Origin of the sequence: Thermonema sp. (assembly GCF_026003375.1) — a bacterium.
Lineage (GTDB): Bacteria > Bacteroidota > Bacteroidia > Cytophagales > Thermonemataceae > Thermonema > Thermonema rossianum.
Window position 1 is genome coordinate 620,697 of record NZ_BPHD01000003.1, and the last position, 22,982, is coordinate 643,678.

Annotated in this window: 20 protein-coding genes; 11 read left to right on the plus strand and 9 right to left on the minus strand. The window is 51.2% G+C overall.

The features are described 5' to 3' along the window. Window position 1 precedes the first annotated feature (1 nt). On the plus strand, window positions 2-2,620 hold the full coding sequence (locus tag QVE43_RS12410; RefSeq protein WP_288007608.1) for a carboxypeptidase regulatory-like domain-containing protein: 2,619 nt from the start codon (window positions 2-4) through the stop codon (window positions 2,618-2,620). 78 nt (window positions 2,621-2,698) lie between these two features. Here QVE43_RS12410 and dnaN read toward each other — a convergent pair whose 3' ends face one another. Next, complete coding sequence (dnaN, locus tag QVE43_RS12415; protein WP_288007609.1) at window positions 2,699-3,823, minus strand: DNA polymerase III subunit beta; 1,125 nt, start codon at window positions 3,821-3,823, stop codon at window positions 2,699-2,701. Between the two features lie 170 nt (window positions 3,824-3,993). Here dnaN and QVE43_RS12420 point away from each other — a divergent pair, with 170 nt between their 5' ends. Next, window positions 3,994-4,431, plus strand: a complete 438-nt coding sequence (locus QVE43_RS12420) for a GNAT family N-acetyltransferase (protein WP_038030387.1) — start codon at window positions 3,994-3,996, stop codon at window positions 4,429-4,431. Window positions 4,432-4,662: 231 nt separating this feature from the next. Next, window positions 4,663-6,885, plus strand: coding sequence for a catalase/peroxidase HPI (gene katG, locus QVE43_RS12425; protein WP_288007611.1), 2,223 nt, complete (start codon window positions 4,663-4,665; stop codon window positions 6,883-6,885). 386 nt (window positions 6,886-7,271) lie between these two features. Here the strand turns inward: katG and fsa are convergent, their stop codons facing one another. From fsa to QVE43_RS12440, 3 genes are read right to left on the minus strand one after another with little or no spacing between them, the layout of a single operon-like run. Continuing rightward, window positions 7,272-7,934, minus strand: a complete 663-nt coding sequence (fsa, locus tag QVE43_RS12430) for a fructose-6-phosphate aldolase (protein ID WP_288007613.1) — start codon at window positions 7,932-7,934, stop codon at window positions 7,272-7,274. A 55-nt stretch (window positions 7,935-7,989) separates the two neighbouring features. Then, window positions 7,990-9,279, minus strand: a complete 1,290-nt coding sequence (locus QVE43_RS12435) for a M28 family metallopeptidase (protein WP_288007615.1) — start codon at window positions 9,277-9,279, stop codon at window positions 7,990-7,992. Continuing rightward, entirely contained in the window at window positions 9,276-9,539 is a 264-nt protein-coding gene (locus QVE43_RS12440; protein ID WP_288007617.1) for a hypothetical protein, read from the minus strand. The genes QVE43_RS12435 and QVE43_RS12440 overlap by 4 nt, the downstream gene beginning before the upstream one ends. A 236-nt stretch (window positions 9,540-9,775) precedes the next feature. Between QVE43_RS12440 and rpe the strand changes: the two genes are divergently transcribed. From rpe to QVE43_RS12460, 4 genes are read left to right on the plus strand one after another with little or no spacing between them, the layout of a single operon-like run. Beyond that, on the plus strand, window positions 9,776-10,435 hold the full coding sequence (gene rpe / locus QVE43_RS12445) for a ribulose-phosphate 3-epimerase (RefSeq protein ID WP_288007619.1): 660 nt from the start codon (window positions 9,776-9,778) through the stop codon (window positions 10,433-10,435). Next, entirely contained in the window at window positions 10,432-12,789 is a 2,358-nt protein-coding gene (locus tag QVE43_RS12450) for a TonB-dependent receptor (protein WP_288007621.1), read from the plus strand. The genes rpe and QVE43_RS12450 overlap by 4 nt, the downstream gene beginning before the upstream one ends. 23 nt (window positions 12,790-12,812) lie before the next feature. Next, window positions 12,813-13,400: a penicillin-binding protein activator LpoB gene (locus QVE43_RS12455; RefSeq protein ID WP_288007623.1), complete on the plus strand. Its 588-nt coding sequence runs from the start codon at window positions 12,813-12,815 to the stop codon at window positions 13,398-13,400. Between the two features lie 4 nt (window positions 13,401-13,404). Next, window positions 13,405-14,802, plus strand: a complete 1,398-nt coding sequence (locus tag QVE43_RS12460; protein ID WP_288007625.1) for a COG3014 family protein — start codon at window positions 13,405-13,407, stop codon at window positions 14,800-14,802. Window positions 14,803-15,028: 226 nt separating this feature from the next. On the opposite strand, the gene QVE43_RS12465 is transcribed toward QVE43_RS12460, so the two are convergent. After that, on the minus strand, window positions 15,029-15,514 hold the full coding sequence (locus QVE43_RS12465; protein ID WP_288007627.1) for a hypothetical protein: 486 nt from the start codon (window positions 15,512-15,514) through the stop codon (window positions 15,029-15,031). A gap of 133 nt (window positions 15,515-15,647) precedes the next feature. Here QVE43_RS12465 and QVE43_RS12470 point away from each other — a divergent pair, with 133 nt between their 5' ends. From QVE43_RS12470 to QVE43_RS12480, 3 genes are all read left to right on the plus strand, one after another. Next, the gene (locus tag QVE43_RS12470; protein ID WP_169737621.1) at window positions 15,648-15,824 is read left to right on the plus strand and encodes a hypothetical protein; all 177 of its coding nucleotides are present in this window, start codon (window positions 15,648-15,650) and stop codon (window positions 15,822-15,824) included. A 12-nt stretch (window positions 15,825-15,836) separates the two neighbouring features. Further along, window positions 15,837-17,018 (plus strand): ATP-grasp domain-containing protein, encoded by a 1,182-nt coding sequence (locus tag QVE43_RS12475; RefSeq protein ID WP_288007630.1) that lies wholly within the window; start codon window positions 15,837-15,839, stop codon window positions 17,016-17,018. Window positions 17,019-17,101: 83 nt separating this feature from the next. After that, window positions 17,102-18,712 (plus strand): Na/Pi cotransporter family protein, encoded by a 1,611-nt coding sequence (locus tag QVE43_RS12480; protein ID WP_288007632.1) that lies wholly within the window; start codon window positions 17,102-17,104, stop codon window positions 18,710-18,712. Here the strand turns inward: QVE43_RS12480 and QVE43_RS12485 are convergent. Both QVE43_RS12485 and QVE43_RS12490 read right to left on the minus strand, forming a co-directional pair. Then, the gene (locus tag QVE43_RS12485) at window positions 18,709-19,446 is read right to left on the minus strand and encodes a tRNA1(Val) (adenine(37)-N6)-methyltransferase (protein WP_288007634.1); all 738 of its coding nucleotides are present in this window, start codon (window positions 19,444-19,446) and stop codon (window positions 18,709-18,711) included. The genes QVE43_RS12480 and QVE43_RS12485 overlap by 4 nt on opposite strands. Before the next feature lie 8 nt (window positions 19,447-19,454). Next, window positions 19,455-19,880, minus strand: coding sequence for a hypothetical protein (locus QVE43_RS12490; protein WP_288007636.1), 426 nt, complete (start codon window positions 19,878-19,880; stop codon window positions 19,455-19,457). 45 nt (window positions 19,881-19,925) lie between these two features. Between QVE43_RS12490 and QVE43_RS12495 the strand changes: the two genes are divergently transcribed. Next, window positions 19,926-21,005, plus strand: a complete 1,080-nt coding sequence (locus QVE43_RS12495; RefSeq protein ID WP_288007638.1) for a trans-acting enoyl reductase family protein — start codon at window positions 19,926-19,928, stop codon at window positions 21,003-21,005. Window positions 21,006-21,085: 80 nt separating this feature from the next. Here the strand turns inward: QVE43_RS12495 and QVE43_RS12500 are convergent, their stop codons facing one another. Then, complete coding sequence (locus tag QVE43_RS12500) at window positions 21,086-22,303, minus strand: hypothetical protein (RefSeq protein ID WP_038030365.1); 1,218 nt, start codon at window positions 22,301-22,303, stop codon at window positions 21,086-21,088. 26 nt (window positions 22,304-22,329) lie between these two features. After that, window positions 22,330-22,902: a nicotinate (nicotinamide) nucleotide adenylyltransferase gene (nadD, locus tag QVE43_RS12505; RefSeq protein WP_288007640.1), complete on the minus strand. Its 573-nt coding sequence runs from the start codon at window positions 22,900-22,902 to the stop codon at window positions 22,330-22,332. Between the last annotated feature and the right edge of the window lie 80 nt (window positions 22,903-22,982).

Genomic DNA, 22,982 nt, shown 5'->3' on the forward strand with positions numbered 1-22,982 from the left:
AATGCACAGATGGATACTGCTATGTTTGTGTGGGCTGTTGGCAGTGCAAGCCGCCCGGGCACAGGCGGTCATCCGTGGGCAGGTAACAGATACCCAAGGGGAGCCGCTCATAGCTGCCACTGTCATTGTCTATGATGCGGCTTTCGGGCAAATCATCAAAAACACTATTACAGACGAAAAAGGGCAGTTTGTGTGCAGTCTGCCGCCCGCCCCGCCTGACAGCATAGGCATAGAAATCAGGTATATAGGCTATGCCACCTATCGCGAGGTGCTTGCGGCAACTACGCAGCGCCGCTCTTTTGTGTTGCAGGAATCCGCCTTCGATATCGAGGAGGTAAAGGTGGAGGTAGCCCCCGTAACCATCAAAAAAGATACGGCAGTGTATGATGTGGCTTCCTTTGCTTCCGAAGCAGACCGCAACATAGGAGAGGTGCTGAAAAAGATGCCGGGGGTGGAGGTAAGCCCCGACGGCATGATAAAATATAAAGGCATGCCCATCCGGCGCTTTTACATTGAAAACTTGGATATGCTCGGGCAGCGCTACAACATAGCTGCCAACAATGTGCCATGGCAGTGGGTAGAAGAGGTGGAATTTTATGAAAACCACCAAGATGTGAAATTGCTTGACAGCCTGGGGGTGGCAGGGGGTGGTCCGGCGCTCAATCTGAAGCTTACCCCCGAGGCAATGCGTCATGTACAACTCAATGGTGAAACGGGCGTGGGGGGACCATTTTTACTTTGGGACGCCCGGCTGGTGGCTGTGAAATTTTTCGACCGCCATCAGTTCATCCACGTGGCAGAAAGCAACAACATAGCCAAAGACCTTGAAAAAGCACTTACAGAGCACCCGTTGAGCGTGGAAAATCTACGCTTGCGCCGCTACCACCTTCCGCGGGAGGACTTGCTGGCGCTCTCGTCACAGGCAGTGCCTCTGCTGCCCCCCGAGCGTTATCGTTTCAACCAATCGGCAAGTACTACCCTGAACGGTGTGAGCCGCCTGCCTGCTTCGGCACAGCTGCGCTACCATGTAACTTACCTTTACGACGCTGCCCATTATGATTTGGACACCGACAACCGCTTTTTTCTTTTACAAGATACCTTCCGGCTCATCGAAAGGCAGCGCCTAGAGAGCCGTCGACAGCTAATACAAGCCGAACTGGACTACGAACAAAATACTACAAAGCGCTATCAAAGAAATATCACCTTGATACGCGCCCACATGGACCGGCATTGGGGGCAGTTGGAAGGAAGCAACCAATTGCTTCAACAATTGGAAGCGCCCTATTTGGAACTGAAAAACGAATATATGAGCTATCTGCCCGGGCAAGAGAAGCGTGTCAGGCAGTGGGTAGCCAATACCTACGCGCGGCACTTGCCACAACAATTGACCGTAAGTCCGGCGCAGTGGTTTTCTGCCGAAACAGAAAGCTGGCGGCAGCAGGCGAGTCTGTCGGAGTGGCAAACGCTTTTGTTCCGTAACCAAAGGGGCGGCAGCATGCGCACACAGTGGCAGTGGCAAATAGGAACCGACCTGCAAGCGCAAGCCCTGCGCCAAAGCATAAGTATGAACAGGTCTTCGGGAACCAAAGACACGCTGGGCGGAAATACAGAACGCCTTTCGGCTTATTTGTTTGCTGCCGGCGAATGGCAGCGGCGTTTGGGAAGTGGCTTTCAGTGGCGCGTGGAAGGGGAGTACAGCGCCTCGCAGCACCGCATCAATCAATTGTTGGATTTTATACCTTTCGGCAAAGCTTCTTCTTCGCTCAATTGGCGGCAGGGGCGTTGGGGCATGGGGCTTTCGTTGTCTGCCTACCGGCAACCGGAACGCCGCTTTGTCAATAACCGGCAACCTTTGTGGCGCACCTACAGGCAATCGTTCGTCAATGGCGACTTCATACCTTGGTCACAGGTGGTATCCGGAAACTACACGTTGTCATTCAGCAATATCACGGGTGGGTGGGGGTTGTTTGTTAGCGTAAGCCGGCAGCAAGGCGAGCAAAATTATTTGGATGCCTTCGATTACAGCGGCTTTTTGGAGACACGCCACCGTCTGCCGGAACCTGCACCGGTAAGTTATACCATGACGAACTTCCATTTCAAGAAACACTTCTTTCATTGGCGTACGACTTGGGAGCTGAGCGGTACAAGCTTCTACCTGCGCCAAAGAATGCAACAGGACGGGCAGGGTTTTTGGTTTACAAACAGCAGCTATCATCTGCGTAGCAGTCTTTCCTTCGAAAAACTGACCTTCTTTCATTTGGTAGCAGAGTTGGAAGCAAGAGGGAACCGTGCGCAGTGGGGCGGGCAGCGTCCCTCGTCACCTATGGTATGGCAACTGCGCCAACGCTACTTGCTGCGTTGGTTGCCCGCTGAGCGTTGGGAGCTGCACCTGCAGTGGGAGGGCTTCGGCAGCTTCACGGAGCGGAAGCAGCAGGCAATTGCTTTCATGGATGCGGGAGTGCGCTATCGCTTGCGGCGCATGTCCTTCGAATGCCAATGGTGGAATATAGGCAACACTTCGGCACTTGAGCTGCAGAGTGTGGAAAATAACCGCCGGCAAGAGCAGCGCTATAGCCTTCGTCCATTGAACATCTTGTTCAAGCTAAGTTGGCAGCTATAAAAGTTACAAAAAAAGAAAAGAAGGGGTGAAGTGATGCCCCTTCTTTTTTAACTACTGTCTTGCTTATTTTTTTATAGCCTACACGTAATTGTTCAGCATGATAGGCATCAGCAGCATGAGAATATCTTCTGCTTCCGATTGCTCGGCAGGCATAATGATGCCGGCACGGTTGGCTTCCGACAAAGTGATTTTCACTTCATCGGTGGCAATGGCGCTTAGCATTTCTATCAAATAGCGGGCATTGAAGCCTATCTCCATGGCTTCGCCTTCATACTGGCAAGCGATGGTTTCGCTGGCTTCGTTAGAAAAGTCGATGTCTTCGGCCAAGATTTCCAAACGGCTGCCCCCCAGCTTGAAGCGCACCAGGTGCGTGGCTTTGTTGGCATAAATATCCAAGCGCTTCAAAGAGTTGAGCATCTCCTGACGGTTGACTATCAGTATTTTATCGTTGTTTTGCGGAATGGCATTTTCGTATTCGGGGAAACGCTCTTCAATCAGGCGGCAAACCGTCCGGGTATTATTGAAAGAGAAGAAAGCATTATGAGGCGTGAAAGTAATGGCTACTTCGGTGTTGTCATTGGGCAGCGCCCCCTTCAATAGGTTCAAAGCTTTTTTGGGTACAATGAATGCACTTTCTATGGGCGTGCTGATGTCGTTGCGGCGATAACGAATGAGACGGTTGCCATCGGTAGCCACGAAATTGATATGGTCACCTTTCAGCTCTATGAAGATGCCGTTCATGGCAGGACGCAACTCGTCATTACTTACAGCAAAGATGGTGTTGCTGATGGCTTCGCTCAGTACGTCGGCAGATATAAAGATTTCGGTGCCCGATTGAGGTGTAGGAATGCTGGGGAAATCCAAGGCGTTTTCGCCGGCCAGCTTGTAGTGTCCGTTGGCAGAATGGATTTCGGTAACGAAGCTCTCTAAATCCACACTGATGGTAACCGGCTGCTCGGGCAAGCTCTTGAGCGTGTCCATCAATATTTTGGCGGGCACGGCCACACTGCCTTCTTCATCCACTTCCACCGGCAAGGAGGTCATCATGGTGGTTTGCAGGTCGGAAGCAATGGCCGTCAACTGTCCGTTTTCTATCTTCAATAGAAAGTTTTCCAAAATAGGTACTATCGGGTTGTTGCTGATGACGCCCGATATGGCAGATAGTTTTTTATGAAGTGCTCCGGTTGATACGACGAATTTCATACTAATGACGGTTTGCGCGTAATTTAATAGAACCTATTCAGAGCAGCAAAGATAAAACATTAAAAGATTGAAAACAAAAGCTTTTTTGGCAAATGCTCCCTTCTTGCTTTGCTTTTTACTTCCGGCTTTCGTTATTTTTACCGGCTCTGTTATAAAATTCATTGTAGTTCATGAATACACCGGAAATACGTCGCATTGATTCACAAGAGGAGCTACAGACAGCCTTTGCCATTCGCTACCGGGTGTTTGTGGAAGAGCAGGGAGTGCCTGCTTCCGAAGAGTTGGATGAGCACGAAAACGAAAGCCGGCATTTTTTGGTCTTGGTAGAAGGCGTGCCGGTAGCTACTGCCCGTTGGCGTGTAACCGGCGAAGGCGTCAAGCTCGAGCGCTTTGCAGTGCTGCCCGAATACCGGAATCGGGGCATAGGCGCGCAGCTGGTACGGGCTGTTTTGGATGACGTGCGCCGGCAGCATCCCGGCAAGAAGATTTACCTGCATGCTCAATTGGCAGCGCGCCGCCTGTATGAACGCGCCGGCTTTGTGCCTGAAGGCGATATTTTTGATGAGTGTGGCATCTTGCATGTGAAAATGTATTGGAAAGGGGAATAAAATAAAAGACTTTCCGCTCAGCCGAAAGCTTCCACCAAGCCATAACGTTCCGGTGGAGGCTTTTTTTATTGCCTTACATAAAAACAATCAATGTTTATAATTAAAAGTTATAACTATATAGTCAAAATTGATTTGAATGATAATGATGCTTTTTTTTACTTTGTAGTCAGTAAAAATTATTATTTGAAAATAGTAATTATTAAATTATTTATCTAAAAAAGGAAGCAGACTATGGAAACAAAACAAAGCGGAAACAGCGTAAACAAATGCCCCTTCCACAACGGGCAAATGAAGTATGCCGGCGGCAAGGGACCGAAAAACATCGATTGGTGGCCCGATATGCTGCGGCTCAACATTCTGCGCCAACATTCGGAGTTGGTCAACCCCATGGGCAAAGATTTTAACTACGCCGAAGAGTTTAAAAAGCTGGATTTGGAGGCGGTGAAGAAAGACATCATGGAGCTGATGACACAGTCGCAAGACTGGTGGCCCGCAGATTATGGGCACTATGGACCGCTTTTCATCCGCTTGGCTTGGCATGCGGCCGGTACCTATCGCATTGCCGATGGGCGCGGGGGCGGCAGTCGTGGTTCCATTCGCTTTGCGCCGCTCAACAGCTGGCCCGACAACGTAAGCCTTGACAAAGCCCGTTATCTCTTGTGGCCCATCAAAAAGAAATATGGACGCAAGCTTTCTTGGGCAGACCTTATCATTCTGGCAGGCAATTGCGCTTTGGAGTCCATGGGCTTCAAAACTTTGGGCTTTGCCGGTGGGCGTGAAGACATATGGCAGTCAGAAGAAGACATTTATTGGGGCAGCGAGCGCGAATGGCTCGGACATGAGGCACGTCAACAAGAGCCGGGGGGCGAGTTGGAAAACCCGCTGGCTGCTACCCATATGGGTTTGATTTACGTGAACCCCGAAGGACCCAAAGGCAAGCCCGACCCCGTGTTGGCAGCACGCGACATACGCACCACTTTCAGCCGCATGGCAATGAATGATGAAGAAACCGTGGCACTGATTGCCGGCGGGCACACCTTCGGTAAAATGCACGGTGCCGTTGACCCCAAATACATTGGTCCCGAACCGGCTGCCGCCCCCATAGAACAAATGGGCTTGGGCTGGAAAAACAGCTACGGCAAAGGGCATTCGGAGCATACCTTTACCAGTGGCTTGGAAGGTGCCTGGACCACCAATCCCATCCGTTGGACGCACGACTACCTCAAGCACCTTTTCGAATATGAATGGGAATTGACCAAGAGCCCTGCCGGGGCTTGGCAATGGAAGCCCAAAAATGGTGCAGGCGAGGGCACTGTACCCGATGCCCACGACCCCAACAAGCGGCATGCGCCGGTTATGTTGACTACCGACCTTGCCTTGCGCTTCGACCCGGTTTATGAAAAAATCGCACGCCGTTTTTATGAAAACCCCGATGAATTTGCCGACGCCTTTGCTCGTGCATGGTTCAAACTCACCCACCGCGATATGGGACCACGCAGCCGCTATTTAGGTCCTGACGTGCCCAAGGAAGTGTTCTTGTGGGAAGATCCCTTGCCGCCGGTAACCCATCCGTTGATCGACGAGCAAGATATTGAGGCATTGAAAAAGCAAATACTGGCATCGGGCTTGAGCATATCCGATTTGGTGACTACGGCATGGGCGTCGGCGGCTACCTTCCGTGGTTCAGACCGCCGTGGAGGTGCCAATGGGGCGCGCATACGTCTGGAGCCGCAGCGTAGCTGGCGTGTCAACAACCCGGAACGGCTCAATAAAGTGCTTGCAGTGCTTGAAAGCATTCAACAGCAGTTCAATGCCGCACAAAAAGACGGCAAGCAGGTATCTTTGGCCGACTTGATTGTGTTGGGCGGCTGTGCTGCCGTGGAAGAAGCGGCGCGCAAAGCAGGCTTTGAGGTGAAAGTGCCCTTTACACCCGGCCGCGCCGATGCCACCCAAGAACAAACCGACGTAGAGGCCTTTGCAGTGTTGGAGCCCGTAGCCGATGCCTTCCGCAACTACATCTGCGACGATGCCCTGGCACGTCCGGAAGACCTGATGGTGGACAAGGCGCAGCTGCTCAATTTGACTGCCCCCGAAATGACCGTGCTCATAGGCGGCATGCGTGCGCTGAACGCCAACTACGATGGCTCGAAGCATGGTGTCTTCACAGACCGCCCCGAAACACTGACCAACGATTTCTTTGTGAATCTGTTGGATATGAGCACCGAATGGCGTGCCATCGATGACAAACAGTATCTGTTTGAAGGACGTGACCGCAAAACAGGAGTGCCCAAGTGGACCGCTACCCGCGTGGACCTTATCTTTGGAGCACATGCCGAATTGCGCGCACTGGCAGAAGTATATGCCTGCGACGATGCCGCAGAGAAGTTTGTACATGACTTCGTGAAGGCATGGGATAAGGTCATGAATCTCGACCGCTTCGACTTGCACCGCTAATCAATATCCCATCTCATCCGGAAACGACAAGCGAACGGCTGCCCCAAAGCGGGCAGCCGTTTTTTATTTTTAGGGGCAAGTCCATTGCCTCTTTATGCAAGTTTACAAGCCTAAGACCTCACGCAGCTTGTCATCTCGAACGAGCGAAGCACGGCTTGTCATTTCGAACGGAGCGTAAGCGGAGTGAGAAATCTTATCAAACCAAACATGTTTTTGCCATGTCGAACGAAGTGAGACATCTCTTCAAACCAAGCTTTTTTGCAAAAGAGGTTTCTTGTTTACGCTCGAAAGGGGGCTCAATAAGCTTTTAGCTTTGGAACAAAGCAAAATCCACAGAGGAGGCATCCCCTGTGGATGAAATACATGCCTTTCCGGATAAGAACAGCCTACGCCCCGGGATTGGCTTTCTTGTAATCGGCAAGAAACTTTTCCAAGCCAATGTCCGTCAAAGGATGCTTAAACAGGGCTTTGATGGCACTCAAGGGGCAAGTAACCACATCGGCACCAATCAGTGCGCTTTGAATGATATGCATGGGATGGCGTACAGACGCCGCCAATACTTGCGTATCGAAACCGTAATTGTTGTAAATGGTTACGATTTGTTCGATGAGTTCCATGCCGTCGGTTGAGATGTCGTCCAAGCGTCCGATGAAGGGCGACACATAGGTAGCCCCGGCTTTGGCAGCCAGAATGGCTTGCCCCGGCGAAAATACCAGCGTGCAATTGGTGCGGATGCCTTCTTCATAAAAATACTTGATGGCTTTCACACCGTCGGGAATCATGGGCACCTTCACCACAATATTGGGATGCAGGTCTGCAAGCTCTTTACCTTCTTCAATGATGCCTTTGAAGTCGGTAGCTACCACTTCGGCACTTACGTCGCCATCTACCAGCTCACAGATTTTTACATAGTGGTCGAGAATGTTTTTTTTGCCCGAAACGCCCACTTTTGCCATCAAAGAGGGGTTGGTGGTTACGCCATCTAAAATGCCGAATTCGGCGGCTTCGCGTATTTCGTCTAAGTCGGCGGTGTCGATAAAGAATTTCATGGTACCGGATGGATTGGTTTTGCAACGCAAAGATATAAAAATGTGTGGCTTCTGCCTATGGCTGAGAAGTGTTGTATGCATCTTCGCTCAAGGTTCGAAAAAAATCCACAATCAGGGAAAAAAGATTCCGGTAGGCGGCAAGCGAGAGCGCTTGGGGGCGGTCGCCGGGGTCATGATAAGCCTGCGAGCCGCCACGGGCATAAATGAAGAAGGCAGGCACGCCCATGCGTGAAAAGAAATAGTGGTCAGAATTGGCCGCTATGCCCCTTGCTTCTATGCTTGCCACATACTGTTTTTGCAGGTCGATGCGCGTAAGCAGGCGGAAGGCTTCTTCATACACTTTGCCATTCACCACGGTAATGCCTTCTTCGCCGGTGCCTACCAGGTCCAGATTAAGTAAAAAGCGGATATCGGAAAGAGGAAAGAGGGGATGCTGCACATAGTGCAAAGAGCCTTTCAGCCCTATTTCTTCGGCACCGAAAGCAATAAAAGCCACCGAATAGGGCAGCGGGTGCGCTTTGAAATAGCGGGCCAGTTCCAGCAGCATGCTTACCCCGGAGGCGTTGTCGTTGGCGCCCGGAAAATACACTTCGCCGATGCTGCCCAGATGGTCGTAATGTGCCGTGATGACCAAAAAATGTTGTGGATAGCGGCTGCCTTCTACATACCCTGCTACATTGTAGCAAGGATACCCGGCAATTTGTTTTTGCTTCAGCTTGAACCGCAGCCGCTTGCTCGCATGCACCAAGACGGCAAGCGAATCATGGACTTGAAAAGTGGGCACCAGCACCGCGCGGGGCGCAAGGCTGCCCATGACACGGGGCACAAAGTCTATCCATGCACCGGTTTGCTGTAGCTTACGGGCTATGAGGCTGTCTTCTTGCAGGTAGGCAAGGCTGCGTTCATCCGTCACGACGGCATAGCGCCCGGGGTGTTTCATCTGAAGTAAGGCTTGACGTTTGGAGGTGTCCCAAACAAAGGAAGAGTCCAAAAAAAGCAGGCGTTTTCGTCCTTTGCCACCACGCGCTGCCGGGTGTGGCAGGTAGTCGTAGGCAAGCCGCAGCTTCTTCCCGTTTAGCCGCAGCACAGCCTTATCAAAAGTATTGACTGTCAGCTTGAACGGCTGCAGGTAATTGGGGGCATCTGCAAATGTGCGAAGCCCTATTTCGCGGAATTCTTCTGCCAGATAGAATGCTGCCTTTTGGCTTCCGTTGTGGCGGTAGCCGCGCCCATCCATGAAAGGGCTGCACAAAGTGTCGATGGTTTGGCGCACGCGCGCAAGGTCTTGTGCTTGTGTGCCAAGGCTCAGGCACAAGCACAGACAAACAAGCATCCGTAGTTTCATGAAGTGCTTTTCTTTGAGTTGGCTTCGGTATTTTCTTTTTCTTCAAAACGAATGGGGGGTAGGTCTATGTACCAGTCGGCATGTGGTGACCAGCGATGACACATGGGACATTGCGTGTGCCGGTGCACGGTCTTGCAATTGGGGCACTGCCCGTAGGTCTCGAAGGTGTCCCACACTTGCCCGCAATGGCATTGCCAGTAGGCGCCCCCGTCGGGTTCCCATTCGCATTGCGGGCAGCGTACTTTTTCTTCTTGTGGCATGGTGTTGTTCTTTGAAACGCATAGCTAAAATACGAAAAAAGATGGACGTGGCGGCATGCTTCGTCCTTTGCTATGACAGAAAGGCGAACGCAAAAGCAGGGGAAGACAAAGGCGCCGGGGCGTTTATTCCACGCTATCTTTATTATCTTTGTTGAGTTGAAGGCAGTGACGGCTTCAACAGAAAGAAGAAAACACCTTTTTTTATTGAAACCAAAACCAACCAAAGCACAAAAAAGATGCGAACGCCTATTGTAGCCCCTTCTCTTTTAGCCGCCGATTTTGCCAACTTACAATCAGCCATTGAGATGGTGAACCAAAGCCAAGCCGATTGGCTGCATCTCGATATTATGGATGGCGTTTTTGTTCCGAATATATCTTTTGGCATGCCCGTGTGTGAAGCCGTGCAGCGTCATGCCACCAAGCCGTTGGACGTGCACCTGATGATAGTGCAGCCCGAGCGCTATTTGGAAGCTTTCAGCCGTTTGGGCGCTTCCATTATCAGTGTGCACTATGAGGCATGCCCCCATTTGCATCGCACTTTGCAGCAAATCAAACAACTGGGATGCAAGGCAGGCATTGCCATCAATCCACATACGCCTGTGGAAGCACTGCAGGACATTTTGCACGAAGCCGATTTGGTATGTATGATGTCGGTAAATCCCGGCTTTGGCGGGCAAAAATTCATTGAACACACCTACGACAAGGTGCGCCGTCTGCGCCGCATGATAGATGAACGAGGCTTGCAGACGCTGATTGAAATAGACGGAGGCGTAAAGCAAAGCAATGCGGCAGATTTGCTCGCTGCCGGTGCCGATGTGTTGGTGGCAGGCAGCTTTGTCTTTTCTGCTGCCGATCCTCTGCACACAATTGCCACGCTTAAACAAACAACGGCATGATGGCACGTTGGGCATGGGGGTGCTTGCTTGTGTTGTTATGGGGGCATGCATGGGCGCAGCAAGAGACGCCCCTGCGTGGCTATTTGCTCGACCCCCAAGGGCAAGGCATAGAGCAGGCAGTGGTGGTGTGGACAACCGACTCAAGCCGCTATACCGTCACGCGCAGCAGTGGTTATTTTGAACTGCGCCTGCCTGACGGTTCCCAAACCTTGCGCGTTTATTTTTTGGGAAAAGAAAAGACCTTTTCGGTGCAAATGCCCGCCGCAGAGCCTGTACGGTGGATTTGGGAGAACCTGCGCATAGAAGAAGTAGTGGTGGAAGCCAAGGATACCTTGTTGCAAGAAGAGGTAAGTGCCTTCCGTTTTACTGCGCTGCAGGCCAAGCGGGCGCCCACGCCCTTCGGCGACTTCAATAAGATATTGGCTACCTTGCCCGGGGTGGTGAGCAACAACGAACTGTCATCGTCCTATTCGGTTCGTGGTGGCAACTACGATGAAAACTTGCTGTATGTCAATGGCATGATGGTGTACCGCCCTTTGTTGATTCGGGCCGGTCAGCAAGAGGGGCTCAGCTTCGTGAATCCCGACTTGGTGGAAGAAGTACGCTTCTACAGTGGCGGTTGGCAAGCCGCCTATGGCGACAAACTGTCGTCTTTGATGCTCATCCGTTACAAAGAACCTAAAGAATTCAAGGCGTCGGTGAGTGCCGGCATTCTCAACAGCGCTGCCCATGTAGAGGGCAGCACAGGCGGTGGACGTTTGACCTATGTAGCCGGTGTGCGTCGCAAAAGTGCCCGCTACTTGCTCAATACGCTACCGGTAAAGGGGCAGTATTTGCCCAACTTTATAGACGTGCAAGCGTGGCTTACCTACAAGCTGAGTGCGCGCCATAGTCTGAAGAGCCTGCTGACCTATGCGCGCAACCGTTATTTTGTGCAGCCCGACTTTGCACAAACAGACTTCGGCACCGTCAATCGCAAGTTACGCTTGTCAGTGGGCTTCGACGGGCAAGAGCAGATGCGTTATGACATTACTCAAAACAGCCTGCAGCTGGAAAGCCACTGGAGCGACCAACTGAAAACACAGTGGGTGCTCGCTTACATGCGCACCGTTGAGCGGGAATTTACTGAGGTGGAGGGGGCTTACCGACTCTGTGAAGTAGGGCAAAATTATGGCGCCGGTGGTTTCAATCAATGTGTGAAACAAGTGGGGGCAGGCAGCAATTACCTGCACCTGCGCAACCGTATGGGGGCATGGGTGGCCGCCCTGGAAAACCGTTCGGCCTTTCACTGGCGCCAAGGGCACCTTACCGAGTGGGGGATGCGGTGGAGCTATGAAACAGTGGAGGAGTTTATTGACGAATACCGTTTTGTGGACTCTGCCGACTATGTGCGCATCACGGAGCAAATAGACGGGCACAACCGGGTAGACGGGCAACGCCTTAGTTTTTTTGCACAACAAAGCCTTTACCTTGATTCATTGGTGAGCTTGCGTGCCGGTGTGCGTGCTACCTATTGGACTTACAACAACGAATGGAACGCAAGTCCTTCTTTGCAATGGAGTGTGCGCCGCCGCCGGCGCCCCGACTGGGTGTGGCGTGGGGCCGTGGGGCTTTATCAGCAGCCCCCTTTTTATCGCGAGTTACGCGACTTTGCCGGGCAGTTGCATCCCGAGGTGCGTGCCCAACAAGCATGGCATGTGGTGATGGGTGCCGATTTGCTTTTGCCGCTGTTGGGGCGCCCGTTTCGTTTCACTGCCGAAGCCTACTACAAGCATCTGATGCAGTTGAATCCTTATGACGTAGAGAATGTGCGCATTCGATATTATGCCCGCAACGATGCCACAGGCTATGCTGCCGGCTTGGACATGCGCCTGAACGGCGAACTGATTCGAGGCACGGAGTCTTGGATAAGCCTCAGTCTGCTGCGCACCGAAGAAGACCTCGCTTTTGACGACAGGGGGCACTTGCGCCGCCCCATGGATCAGCGTCTGACTGTGGGGGTCTATCTCGAAGACCACTTGCCTTCCAATCCGTCTTGGCGGGTGAATATGCAACTTCAGTGGGGGACCGGTTTGCCCTTTGGCGTGCCCAATGAGCCGGCTTTTCGCAGTGCTTTTCAAGGAAGAGCCTACAGGCGCGTGGATTTGGGCTTTTCAAAATACATTACCGATGTGCGCTGGCGCGAACGCCCCTTCCTGAAGTCCCTATGGATAGGCGCCGATATACTGAATGTATTGGGTATCAACAACGTGATTTCCTACACATGGATAGAAGACGTGACAGGGCAAAGATATGCCGTGCCCAATACGCTTTCGGCAAGGTTTTTGAACTTTCGCATAGTGGGAGAATTTTAAGCTTAAAACTCAAAACCTACATTATGAAAAGCATAAAATCACTATTGACTGCCTGCTTTTGTTTGATGCTGTCGGCAGCCTGTGCCCCCCATAGTGTTCAGCGAATCGACGCCGCACAGGCCATTGACCTAAGCGGTGTATGGAACGACACCGATTCCCGTTTGGTAGCCGAAGAAATGACACGCCAAATCATGGAAGCCCATTGGCATCGTAATTTTTATATGGACCATGAACGCGAACCGGTCGTGATAGTGGGCTTCATTCAAAATAAAACACACGAACACATCAATACAGAGACTTTTATTAAAGACATTGAGCGGGCGCTTATCGAGTCGCGCCGGGTGCGGGTTGTGCAAAATGCCGCCCTGCGCGACAAAGTGCGGGAAGAACGCCTTGACCAACAAAACTTTGCGTCGCCTTCTACACAGAAGCAGTGGGGCAAAGAGTTGGGTGCCGATTTCATGTTGTTGGGGACCATCTCTTCCATTGTGGACATAGAAAAGCGTAAGCGTGTCATCTATTATCAGGTGAATTTGGAACTTACCAATATCGAGACCAACGAAGTAGTTTGGATAGGCAAAAAAGAAATCAAAAAGTTTGTAAAGAACTAAACAGATGATACGCCGCCGGCTACGTAGCTTGTTGCTTGGCTGCTGCCTGCTTTTTTTAGGAGGCTGCTCTTCCTACTATGTGCGTTATCTTGAATACCACAAAGCCTTCGAAAAAGGCGACTTTGAGCAGGCACTGCAGATATTGAAGAAGTCGAAAGTGCCCCGCCGCAATTACCTGCTGCATTATATGAACATGGGTATGGCTGCCTTCATGGCGCAGCGTTATGAAGATGCCATTCAGTATTTTGAAATAGCCTATCGCTTGGGCGACAATCTGTCGCGCAATTACTTGGCGGAAGGGGCTGCCGAGCTGATCAATCCCATGTACGCGCCTTACCGGGGAGAGTACTTCGAGCTGCTGATGGTGCACTATTACAAAGCGCTGGCTTACTTAAAACTAAAACGCTACGAAGAGGCGCTGGTGGAGTGCCGCCGCGTCGATATTTTGCTGCGACGCTGGACAAGCTATTACAAGAATACGGAAGAGGTGAAGTATAGAAGCGATGCCTTCTTCTACTTGATTATGGGGCTTGCCTACGACGCCATGCACGATTACAACAATGCCTTCATTGCTTACCGCAATGCGTGGAACGCATACCAAACCATTCACAGTGAGTTGTTCGGGGTGCATGCACCACAGCAATTGAAAAAAGATCTGCTACGTACGGCTTATTTGAGCGGCTTCATTGAAGAAATGCACGCTTATGAAAAAGAGTTTGGCATGACCTATGAAGCCGAACCGTCCGAGTCTGATTACGGCGAACTCATATTCTTTTGGCATACAGGCCTGGCGCCGGTAAAAGTAGATAAAAGCATTTCATTTGCTACGCGTGTGAAGGGCAACAAAGCCTATTTTTACAACGAAGAGTACGGCTGGACTTTTGAAAGTCGTTTGTCTAAAGACGAAAAAGAGAAGCTGGACAAGCTGGAAGTCTTTAATGTAGTAATTCCCGAATACAAAGAGCGCCCCCCTGTTTATCAGTCGGCCTATTTGCTGGCAGGTAATGACACGCTTGCTTTTGAATTGGCAGAAGATATCAATGCGGTTGCCTTTTATACACTGAAACAACGTTTGTTCTGGGAAGTGTCTTCGGCGGTGCTTCGTATGGCTTTACGCAAAGCCATAGAAAAGGGCATAGAAGAAGACAACGAAGAGTCCGCCATGTGGGTGGGGCTTTTGTTACAAATGGGGCAGCAGTCCGACACCCGCGCATGGATGACTTTGCCCTATGCCATTCACTACACGCGTGTGCGCTTGCCGGAAGGAAAGCAAACGGTAAAGCTGGTAGTGCAAGGCGCAGAAGGCGAAAATAAGACCTATAACTTCGTCTTTGACGTGGAAGCCGGGCAAACCACCTTTCATTACTTCCACAACTTACAAAGCCGCCCCTTCCGTTATTAAATTATTGACAAGTGCAAACGGGGTGCGGCAAAGTGTATTATTTCGAACGGAGCGTAAGCGGAGCGAGAAAACTCAAATCTGCCGCAAGAAGAAAAAAAGAGATTTCTCGCTTACGCTCGAAATGACAAAAAAGGAAAGGCAAGATGGCAAAGATGAAAGAAAAAGCAGCTTAGCCCCGGAAGCAAGTGGAGCATTGAGGAAGAAAAGTAAGCTTTCCCAATGCTGCCTATTTCTTTTTTGCCTTAGGTGCCGAAGCAATAATACTCACTCCCAGCAGTTGAGCAGGCGGATTCTTAAAATCATACACAATACGCACGATGCCGCCTTGTTGTGGCTTGATGCTTACGCTGCCGTTTTTCGATTCTGCTATTTTGTTATTCCGGCTGTCGAATACATAAATTACCGGCATCCGGTCTTCCTCCCATTCGCCACAAATGGCAATATTATATTGGGCTGTACTGCTGAATATGTAATTCTGATTGATTTTGTATCCTTCTTTGGGATTGGTCGATACGTTGAAACGGTAAGTCTTCACTACTTGAAAGCCTTCTGCTATCTTGGAAAGGCAGCTTTTTTCTATGGCGTCAAGGCGACGCTGTTCCACACTCACACTATCGGCGGTTTGCAGGCTGTCTTCTTTTTGTTGTGCAATGGCTGAAGGAGTAATCGCTGCAAGGCATAATAAAGCAAACAGGAAAATTATTTTTTGCATACCGGAAGTTGTTTAGTGCTTTAAAGTTACGAAAAGTACGAAAGATGAACGAACAGCCAAGAGACAATATTCGTACTGAAAAGGTAACCAAATTTATTTAAAAAACGTTATTTCAACTCCAAAATTCTTTCTTATGAGACGTCGTTGGGGATTGTGGCTTATGAGCGTGGCAGTATGGCTTTTATCAGCCTGTAGCGCTTCCGTGCATGTGCCGGCAGGGAAGCCCTTGCCACCCGGTCAGATGAAAAAAGTAACGGGCAGCCAGTCGGCAAAGCCCTATGCACCCGGGCAACAAAAAAAGAAAAAATAAACAGGGAATCACTTGGAACAGTCTATAACTTTATGGCTTGTAGGCTTGCGTGCCCCTTTGTTGCATGTGCTACCTGCCACCGTGCGCTATGTTTTATGGTGTGACCCCAAGCTGAACCCGCCGCCTGTGCAAGCCGCTTGCCTAAAAGTGCTTGCTATGGAGCGGGGCATGCTGCGCCCGGCTTGGGAAGCCCAAGCCTTGCAGCTCGTTCAAGAGTATGGTATGCCGCAGGCAGTTTTGGCATGCACCGAAGCCGCTGTTTTGCCTGCTGCCTACATGCGGGCGGTGTTGGGGCTCCCGGGCATAACCGTAGAACAAGCGGAGCGCGGCAGCTTAAAGCATGTCATGAAGGGCTTTTTGCAGACGGCCGGCATTTCTATGGCCCGCTTTGCTTTCTTGGAAGCGCCCGTTTCCAAACAAGATTTTTTGAAAAGCTGGCAGTTGCCCGTGGTGCTTAAGCCCCCCGACAGCTCGGGAAGCAGAGGTACAAGCATCTTTCGCAGCGAAGAAGAGTTACCGGCACACTTACCTGCCGGCATGCTGGTGGAGTCTTTTGTGGAAGGCGTGGAGTACAGCATGGAAACATGGGTACAGGAAGGTAATATTTTGCTTGAAAACTGCACCGAATATGTAGAGCCCAAGTTTGCCAATTTGTTGCCTGCCATGCTCGCAGAGCAGCATTTGCAGGGGTTGAAAGAACTAAACCGGCAGGTGATTGCCGCTTTGGGGCTACGCAATGCGCTCACACACCTGGAGGCTTTTCTTACCCCTTCGGGGCAATGGATATTCGGAGAAATAGCCCTGCGGCCGCCCGGAGGGCATATTATGAAGCTCATGGACCTTGCCTATGGTATCGACAGCTGGGGGCAGTGGTGGCGTCTGATGAGCCACTTGCCCGTGGCGCCCTTCCCGGCAAAAGCAAACGTACATGCAGCCGTGCGCTTTTTTTATCCGCCTGTGGGCGTGATTCGTTCGGTGGATGGGCTAAAAGACATAGCGGCGCTTCCTGCGGTTGTAGAAAGCCGCTTCACAAAGCTGAAAGCAGGCACCCGTGTGAAACCGCGTGCGGGGGTGGGGGAGCATTTCGGTTATGTTATCATGCAGCATAAAGAGGCGGCGCTGCTCCGGCAGCAGCTGCAACAAGCCAAGATTTTATTCCGGGTAGAAACAGACGCAACAGAAGAGGACTGCTAAGGGGAAGCCACAGCTGTTTTTTTTCTTCTTAGGCCACAGACTTAAAAGATAAGTCTTATTTTCGCACCAAAAGAAAATACACGATGGGACAAGTCATTGAATGGAGCCGGCTCTTGGGCGGACTGGGCGCTTTTTTGCTGGGAATGCATCTTTTGGAAACAGGCTTGGAACAGCTCGGCGGCAGCTCCTTCAGTCGTCTGTTGCGAAAGGCTACGCGTACCCCCCTGTTGGGTATCTTTTGGGGAACAGTAGCCACTGCCCTGCTGCAAAGCAGCTCTTTGGTCTCTTTGATGGTGGTGGCTTTGGTGGGGGCCGGCATCTTGACGCTCGCGCAGGCCTTCGGTCTGATTATGGGCGCCAACATAGGCACGACGGCTACCGGATGGCTGGTAACCTTGCTGGGTTTTAAATTGAACATAGAAGAACTGGCTCTGTGGGGCTTGGGCATTGGGGCGTTTTTGGCGGTCATATGGAACTACAAACGTTGGCTGCAGCTGTCGGGGCAAGCCATTGCGGGCTTTGCCTTGCTTTTCATAGGCTTGGAGTGGATGAAAAATGCCATTGCCCGTTTTGCCGAGGTGGTGGACCTCTCTGCCTGGCAAGATGCAGGCAGTCTCACGCTCTTTGTTTTTGGCTTTGTGTTGACGGCCATCATTCAATCGAGCTCGGCTACGATGGCCATCACTTTGAGTGCCATGCATGCCGGCATTTTGGGCTTTTATCAGGGGGCAGCCTTGATGATTGGCGCAGATTTGGGCACTACCATAACCGTATTTCTGGGAACACTCGATGGCAACGTTGCCAAGCGGCAAGTGGCTTTGACTCATTTTCTTTACAATCTAATTGTCAACCTGATAGCTTTTGCACTGCTGCCTTGGGAAATTGCCGCGGTGGAAAAACTATTGGGCATTACAGATCCCCTGCTGGCATTGGTTACCTTTCATTCCGGAATGAATATATTGGGCGCTGTGCTCTTCCTGCCTTTCATCCGTCCGTTCATGCGTTTGATTGAACGTCTGGTGAAACCCAAGAAAAAGACAGAAGCCCACTTCATTCACCGGGTACCCGTTTCACAAACCGATGCCGCCCTGATTGCCCTTCAAAAAGAAGTAGTGCATTTGGCAGAACGCGTGTTGGCGTGGGGGCGCTTGTTGTGGGGCTTGGGTGAGGCAGCCGGTGCCGGTGAGCCTACTGTGGTTTATGCCTCCATCAAGCAGCTGGGAAGCGAAATCATCGCTTACATCGTGCAGTTGCAACAGCACATGAAAACCGAAGCCAACGCACAAAACCTGACCGGCCTTTTATGGTCGGTACGTCGTTTGTTGCGTGCTGCCAAGAGTTTAAAAGACATACGCCACAACATAGAGCACTACAGGCACGACGAGCGCGAAGCAGTGCAGCTGTTGCTTGCCCACATGCGCGAACAAGTAGCCACTACCTTGGCTGCTTTGGAAGAGAAAAAAGAGTTTTGGTTGCAGAGCCAAGATTTGGTGATGCAAGCTCTTTGGGAGCGGAACCGCCAATGGCAGCAACAGCTAAACGAAGAAGTGCTGCAGGGTACGGTGCTTTACGGGCTGAACGAAGCCGCTACTTTTCTCAATATGATTCACGAAAACAAAGAATATTTGGAAAGTGTCATTGAAGCATTGGAAGGCAAGCCTGACACGGAGTATTGGCAAGAGACCGTCGCTTAGAATATAATGTAAAAGGGGCGCAGCAGCTCTACATAAGCAGGGTGGTAGTCTGTCTGATTGGCTTGGCGTATGTAAAGCGTGTGCTGTTGTTTTCCGGCTGCCGGTTGCCTGCCAAATACCGTAATAAGACGAAAGAGCGGGTGCTTTTCGCTGTGGTAAATACGCAGCTGCTGCCTCGGATGCAAGCCGCTTGCTCTTGCATGCTGCTCAAACTGCTGCATTTCGTGCGGGGGATAGAGCACAGCCAAATGCCCTTCGGTTGAAAGCAAGCGGGCACAACAGGCAGCCAGTCGGGAGGGCGGAAGAGAATCGACACCGTGGGTTGCCAGCTGCTTGCGTTGATCTTGGGGGCGCATGCTGCTGGCAAAAAAGGGAGGGTTCACCACGATAAGGTCGTAAAGACAAGGGGCTTCCCATCGCAATACATCCTGCTGTTCAAACAGCCGGAGACGTTCCGCAAAAGGGCTGCGTGCGAAATTCAACGATGCCTGCCGGCAGGCATTGGCTTCTATTTCAACGGCATGGACTTCGGCTTGCGCAAAACGCTGCGCCAGCATGAGTGCCAGCAGGCCACTGCCCGTGCCTATATCTAAAATGCGGGTGGGGGGCGTGGCCGGTGCCGGTGCCCAAGCGCCCAAGATGCAAGCTTCGGTGCTTACCTTCATGCCGCACAAGGCATGCTCTACGGTAAACTGTTTGAATCGAAAAAAATGGTTTTTGGTTCGTGCCGGCATATTATCTGCTATTCGCCACAGCCCTTATAGTGCTGCGGCGTATGGGTATTTTTGCTGTCAAAAATAAGCACTTCCACTGAAAAAGGGTAGAGACGGTCAGACATGCCGTCGCTACATTGCCGGGGGCTAAAGACAACCTGAAGGTGATGTGTTGCATTCCGGGCTTGTATTTTCCATTGTTTGTTTTGCCATGCGCGGTCGAATATACGAAAGGTGTCTATGCCCCTGCCGGGACGTTCCCATAGGGCAGTCGTGCTGTCCGGTATTTGCAGCAGCCAAAAAGGCTCGTTGCCACGTGCCACGGCAGGAAGCGGAAGCGCTGCTTGCCGCCGTTCTTTTTGTGTGGTGCCTGCATGGGGTTTCGTGCGGCAACCAAAGCATAGCCCAAGCAAGCAGTAAAATAACAAAGAATGCATGAGGAGGTATCTGAACATTGTTTTTATATTTTTTACGTATCTTTTTCAAAAAAAGAAAATACCATGACCCAATCAAGCCCTTTACTGATTTATGGCGCTTATGGCTTTACCGGCAAGCTGATAGTGGCCGAAGCCGTACGCCGCGGCTTACGCCCCGTGATTGCCGGGCGCAATCGCGACAAGACAGAAGCCCTTGCCCGGCAGTACGACTTGGAATACCGTGTTTTTTCTCTGGATGACGGACTTGCCTTGCGCGATGCCCTGAAAGAGGTGAAAGTAATTTTGCAGTGTGCAGGTCCTTTTATTCATACCGTCCGCCCGGTGCTGGAAGCCTGCCTGACCACCCAAACCCACTACGTGGACATTACGGGCGAAATAGAGGTTTTTGAGTACTTGGCAGCGCAGTCAGGGCGTGCCGCATCGCGCGGTATCGTGTTGTTGCCCGGCAGCGGCTTCGACGTGGTGCCGTCCGATTGTCTGGCAGCTCATTTAAAAAGCCTGCTGCCCGATGCCCACACACTCACTTTGGCGTTCAAAGGGGTATCGCGCATGTCCCGCGGTACGGCTCTTACTATGGTCGAAAACCTGGGCAAGGGGGGCGCCATACGCCGTGACGGTAAAATAGTGGAGGTGCCCGCAGCTCATGAAGTGATGACGATGGACTTTGGCGACGGCGAGATGTCCACGGCTGCCCGCATCCCGTGGGGCGATGTGTCAACGGCTTATTACAGCACGGGCATTCCCAACATTCAGGTATTTATGGCGCTGCCCAAGCCAATGATAGAGCAAATGCGCCAAGCATATCGCTGGCGTTGGCTGCTGAAGTTGTCCATTGTAAAAAACTATTTGAAAAAGCAGGCTGAAAAGCGTTATACCGGACCGGACGACAAGCTGCTGAAAGAAGGTAAAAGCTATCTTTGGGGGCGTGTGGAAAACAAAGAAGGTCAACGACGAGAAGCGCGACTCATCACCCCCGAAGGTTACCGCCTGACTTCTCTGACAGCCGTGGAAATTGCCCGCCGCCTGTTGGAACCGCACCAGATGAAGGGGTTCTATACGCCTTCCAAGGCATTCGGTAAAGACTTTATTCTTGAATTTGAAGGAGTGGAACGGACAGACCTTGGCGCCGTGCCACTTTCTTGATTAGCCTTTTGGGGTGAAAGAAAACAGAAAAGCGGCACCGCCGGTGCCGCTTTTCTGCTGCTTTGCCGTTTTTATTCAAGTCAGTAAAGAGGAATGCGGTGCATGTAATGATGTACTTGCTCTATATTGACACTGCGCACAATCTCGGCGCGCAATCGCCCATACTGCTCTTGCAGTTCCTGAATTTTCTTGTCGATGGCTTCCGGTTGTTGAGACAACTGCCTGCTGTTGCGAAGAATCTCTTCTATACGTTGATGATAGCCGTCCAGCAAGGACAGATATTCGCGATAGAGGGCTTCCAGTTCTTGGTCAATTTGATGCACCTTTTGAATGCCTATTACAGGATACATCAGGCGCGCATCACTTACCAATGGCTCGTATTGAATGATGCCTTCTTCCGTATAAGAAGCTTCTATGTTACGGATGAGGCTATCGACATGGCTGTATTGATAATAATGGTTGATGAGGTCTTGTAAGGGTAGCCGGGCTATTTCAGTCCGCTTGCCGGGGTGCAGGCTGCTGCTTTGCTGGCGTACAAAGTCAAGCAGCAGTTGATGCAGGGCTTGGCTGCGCACACGCAGGCTCGAAAGGTTTTGCTGAAATTCCCGGTTGGCTTCCGACAAGGCTTCGTAGTGACGAAGATACTTTTGCAGCTCTTCTTCAAAGGCCTTCAGGTCGCTCATTGCTATGTCTTCTTCTTCGAAGGCGGCCTTGTAAATCAGTTGTGTGATGGACTGAAAATAATGAATGGTGGGAATCACCTCGCTGACGGCTTGCGACAAAGGCGAGTCGAAGATATGCTGCATCAGGGCAACGAGACGCGCCCCTTTCTTGAAGCGTTTGACGCGCGAAAATATTTTTTCTTGTGCCAAGCGGATGGTCGCTTCTTTTAAACTGAAACCCAGCTCTTGGTTGGTGGGGTTGTGCAGGCTACCGATGGTGTTGAAATAGTAGCTGCCTGCAATGGAGTTCTGAATGGCTTGCAGGCTGCGGCTGCTTTGCTCACAAAACAAAACCGTTTGGCGAATGCTTTGCACATGGCGTTCATGCTGTGTGCGGGCACTGGCGCGGCGGCGTTCCCTTAGCTCACGAATCATTTGCCCCTGCCATTGCACGTGCTGCGATAATTCCATGTATTGCTGCCGGAGCAGCTGTAAACTGTCCCGGTAGGTAGATTGCGTACGGAACAACAGCTGTTGCAAGCTGTCCACTTTGGTGGTAAGCAGGCTGTCCGATTGAGCATAAAGACTGCCCGCAATACTGAAAAGACAAGGCAGAAGGAGGCGCAGGTGTTTCATATAGCTTTGATTTCGGTGAAGCTGTATCAATGATAATACTTCCGGCTGTAAATCAACTCTGCTACAGGTTCGGTAACCATGTAACGAATAGAGCGCCCTTCTTGTATGCAACGGCGAATGTAAGTAGCCGAAATATCTAACAAGGGGGCTTCTATATGGTGTATTTTGGGGTGATTACGGAAAGCGTGCTCGCCGGCATGGGGGCGGGGGTAAACATACAACTCATAATATTCGAGGATTTGCTCGTAGTTTTTCCATTTGTGGAAGTGTGTCAGGTTGTCTTCGCCCATGAGCAGGGCAAAACGGCGCTGAGGATACTTGTCTTGAAGGTAGGTCAGCGTGTCTATGGTATAGCTGGGGCGGGGGAGGTGAAACTCTATGTCGCTCACTTCAAAACGTGGGTTGTCATGGATGGCCGCCCGCACCATATCCAAGCGGTCAAATTCATGCAACAGGCTGCTGCGCTTTTTAAAAGGGTTTTGTGGTGATACCACAAAGCATATTTTATCCAAATCGGTACTTTCTACCGCCACATTTGCCAAAATCAAATGCCCTACGTGAATGGGGTTGAAAGAACCAAAAAACAAACCTACTTTCATTGTTCTTTTTTTGAGCGCAAAGCTACGGTTTTACTCAGACATGTAGGCCTGCCGGTGAGCCAAGCCCCACTGTATCATGG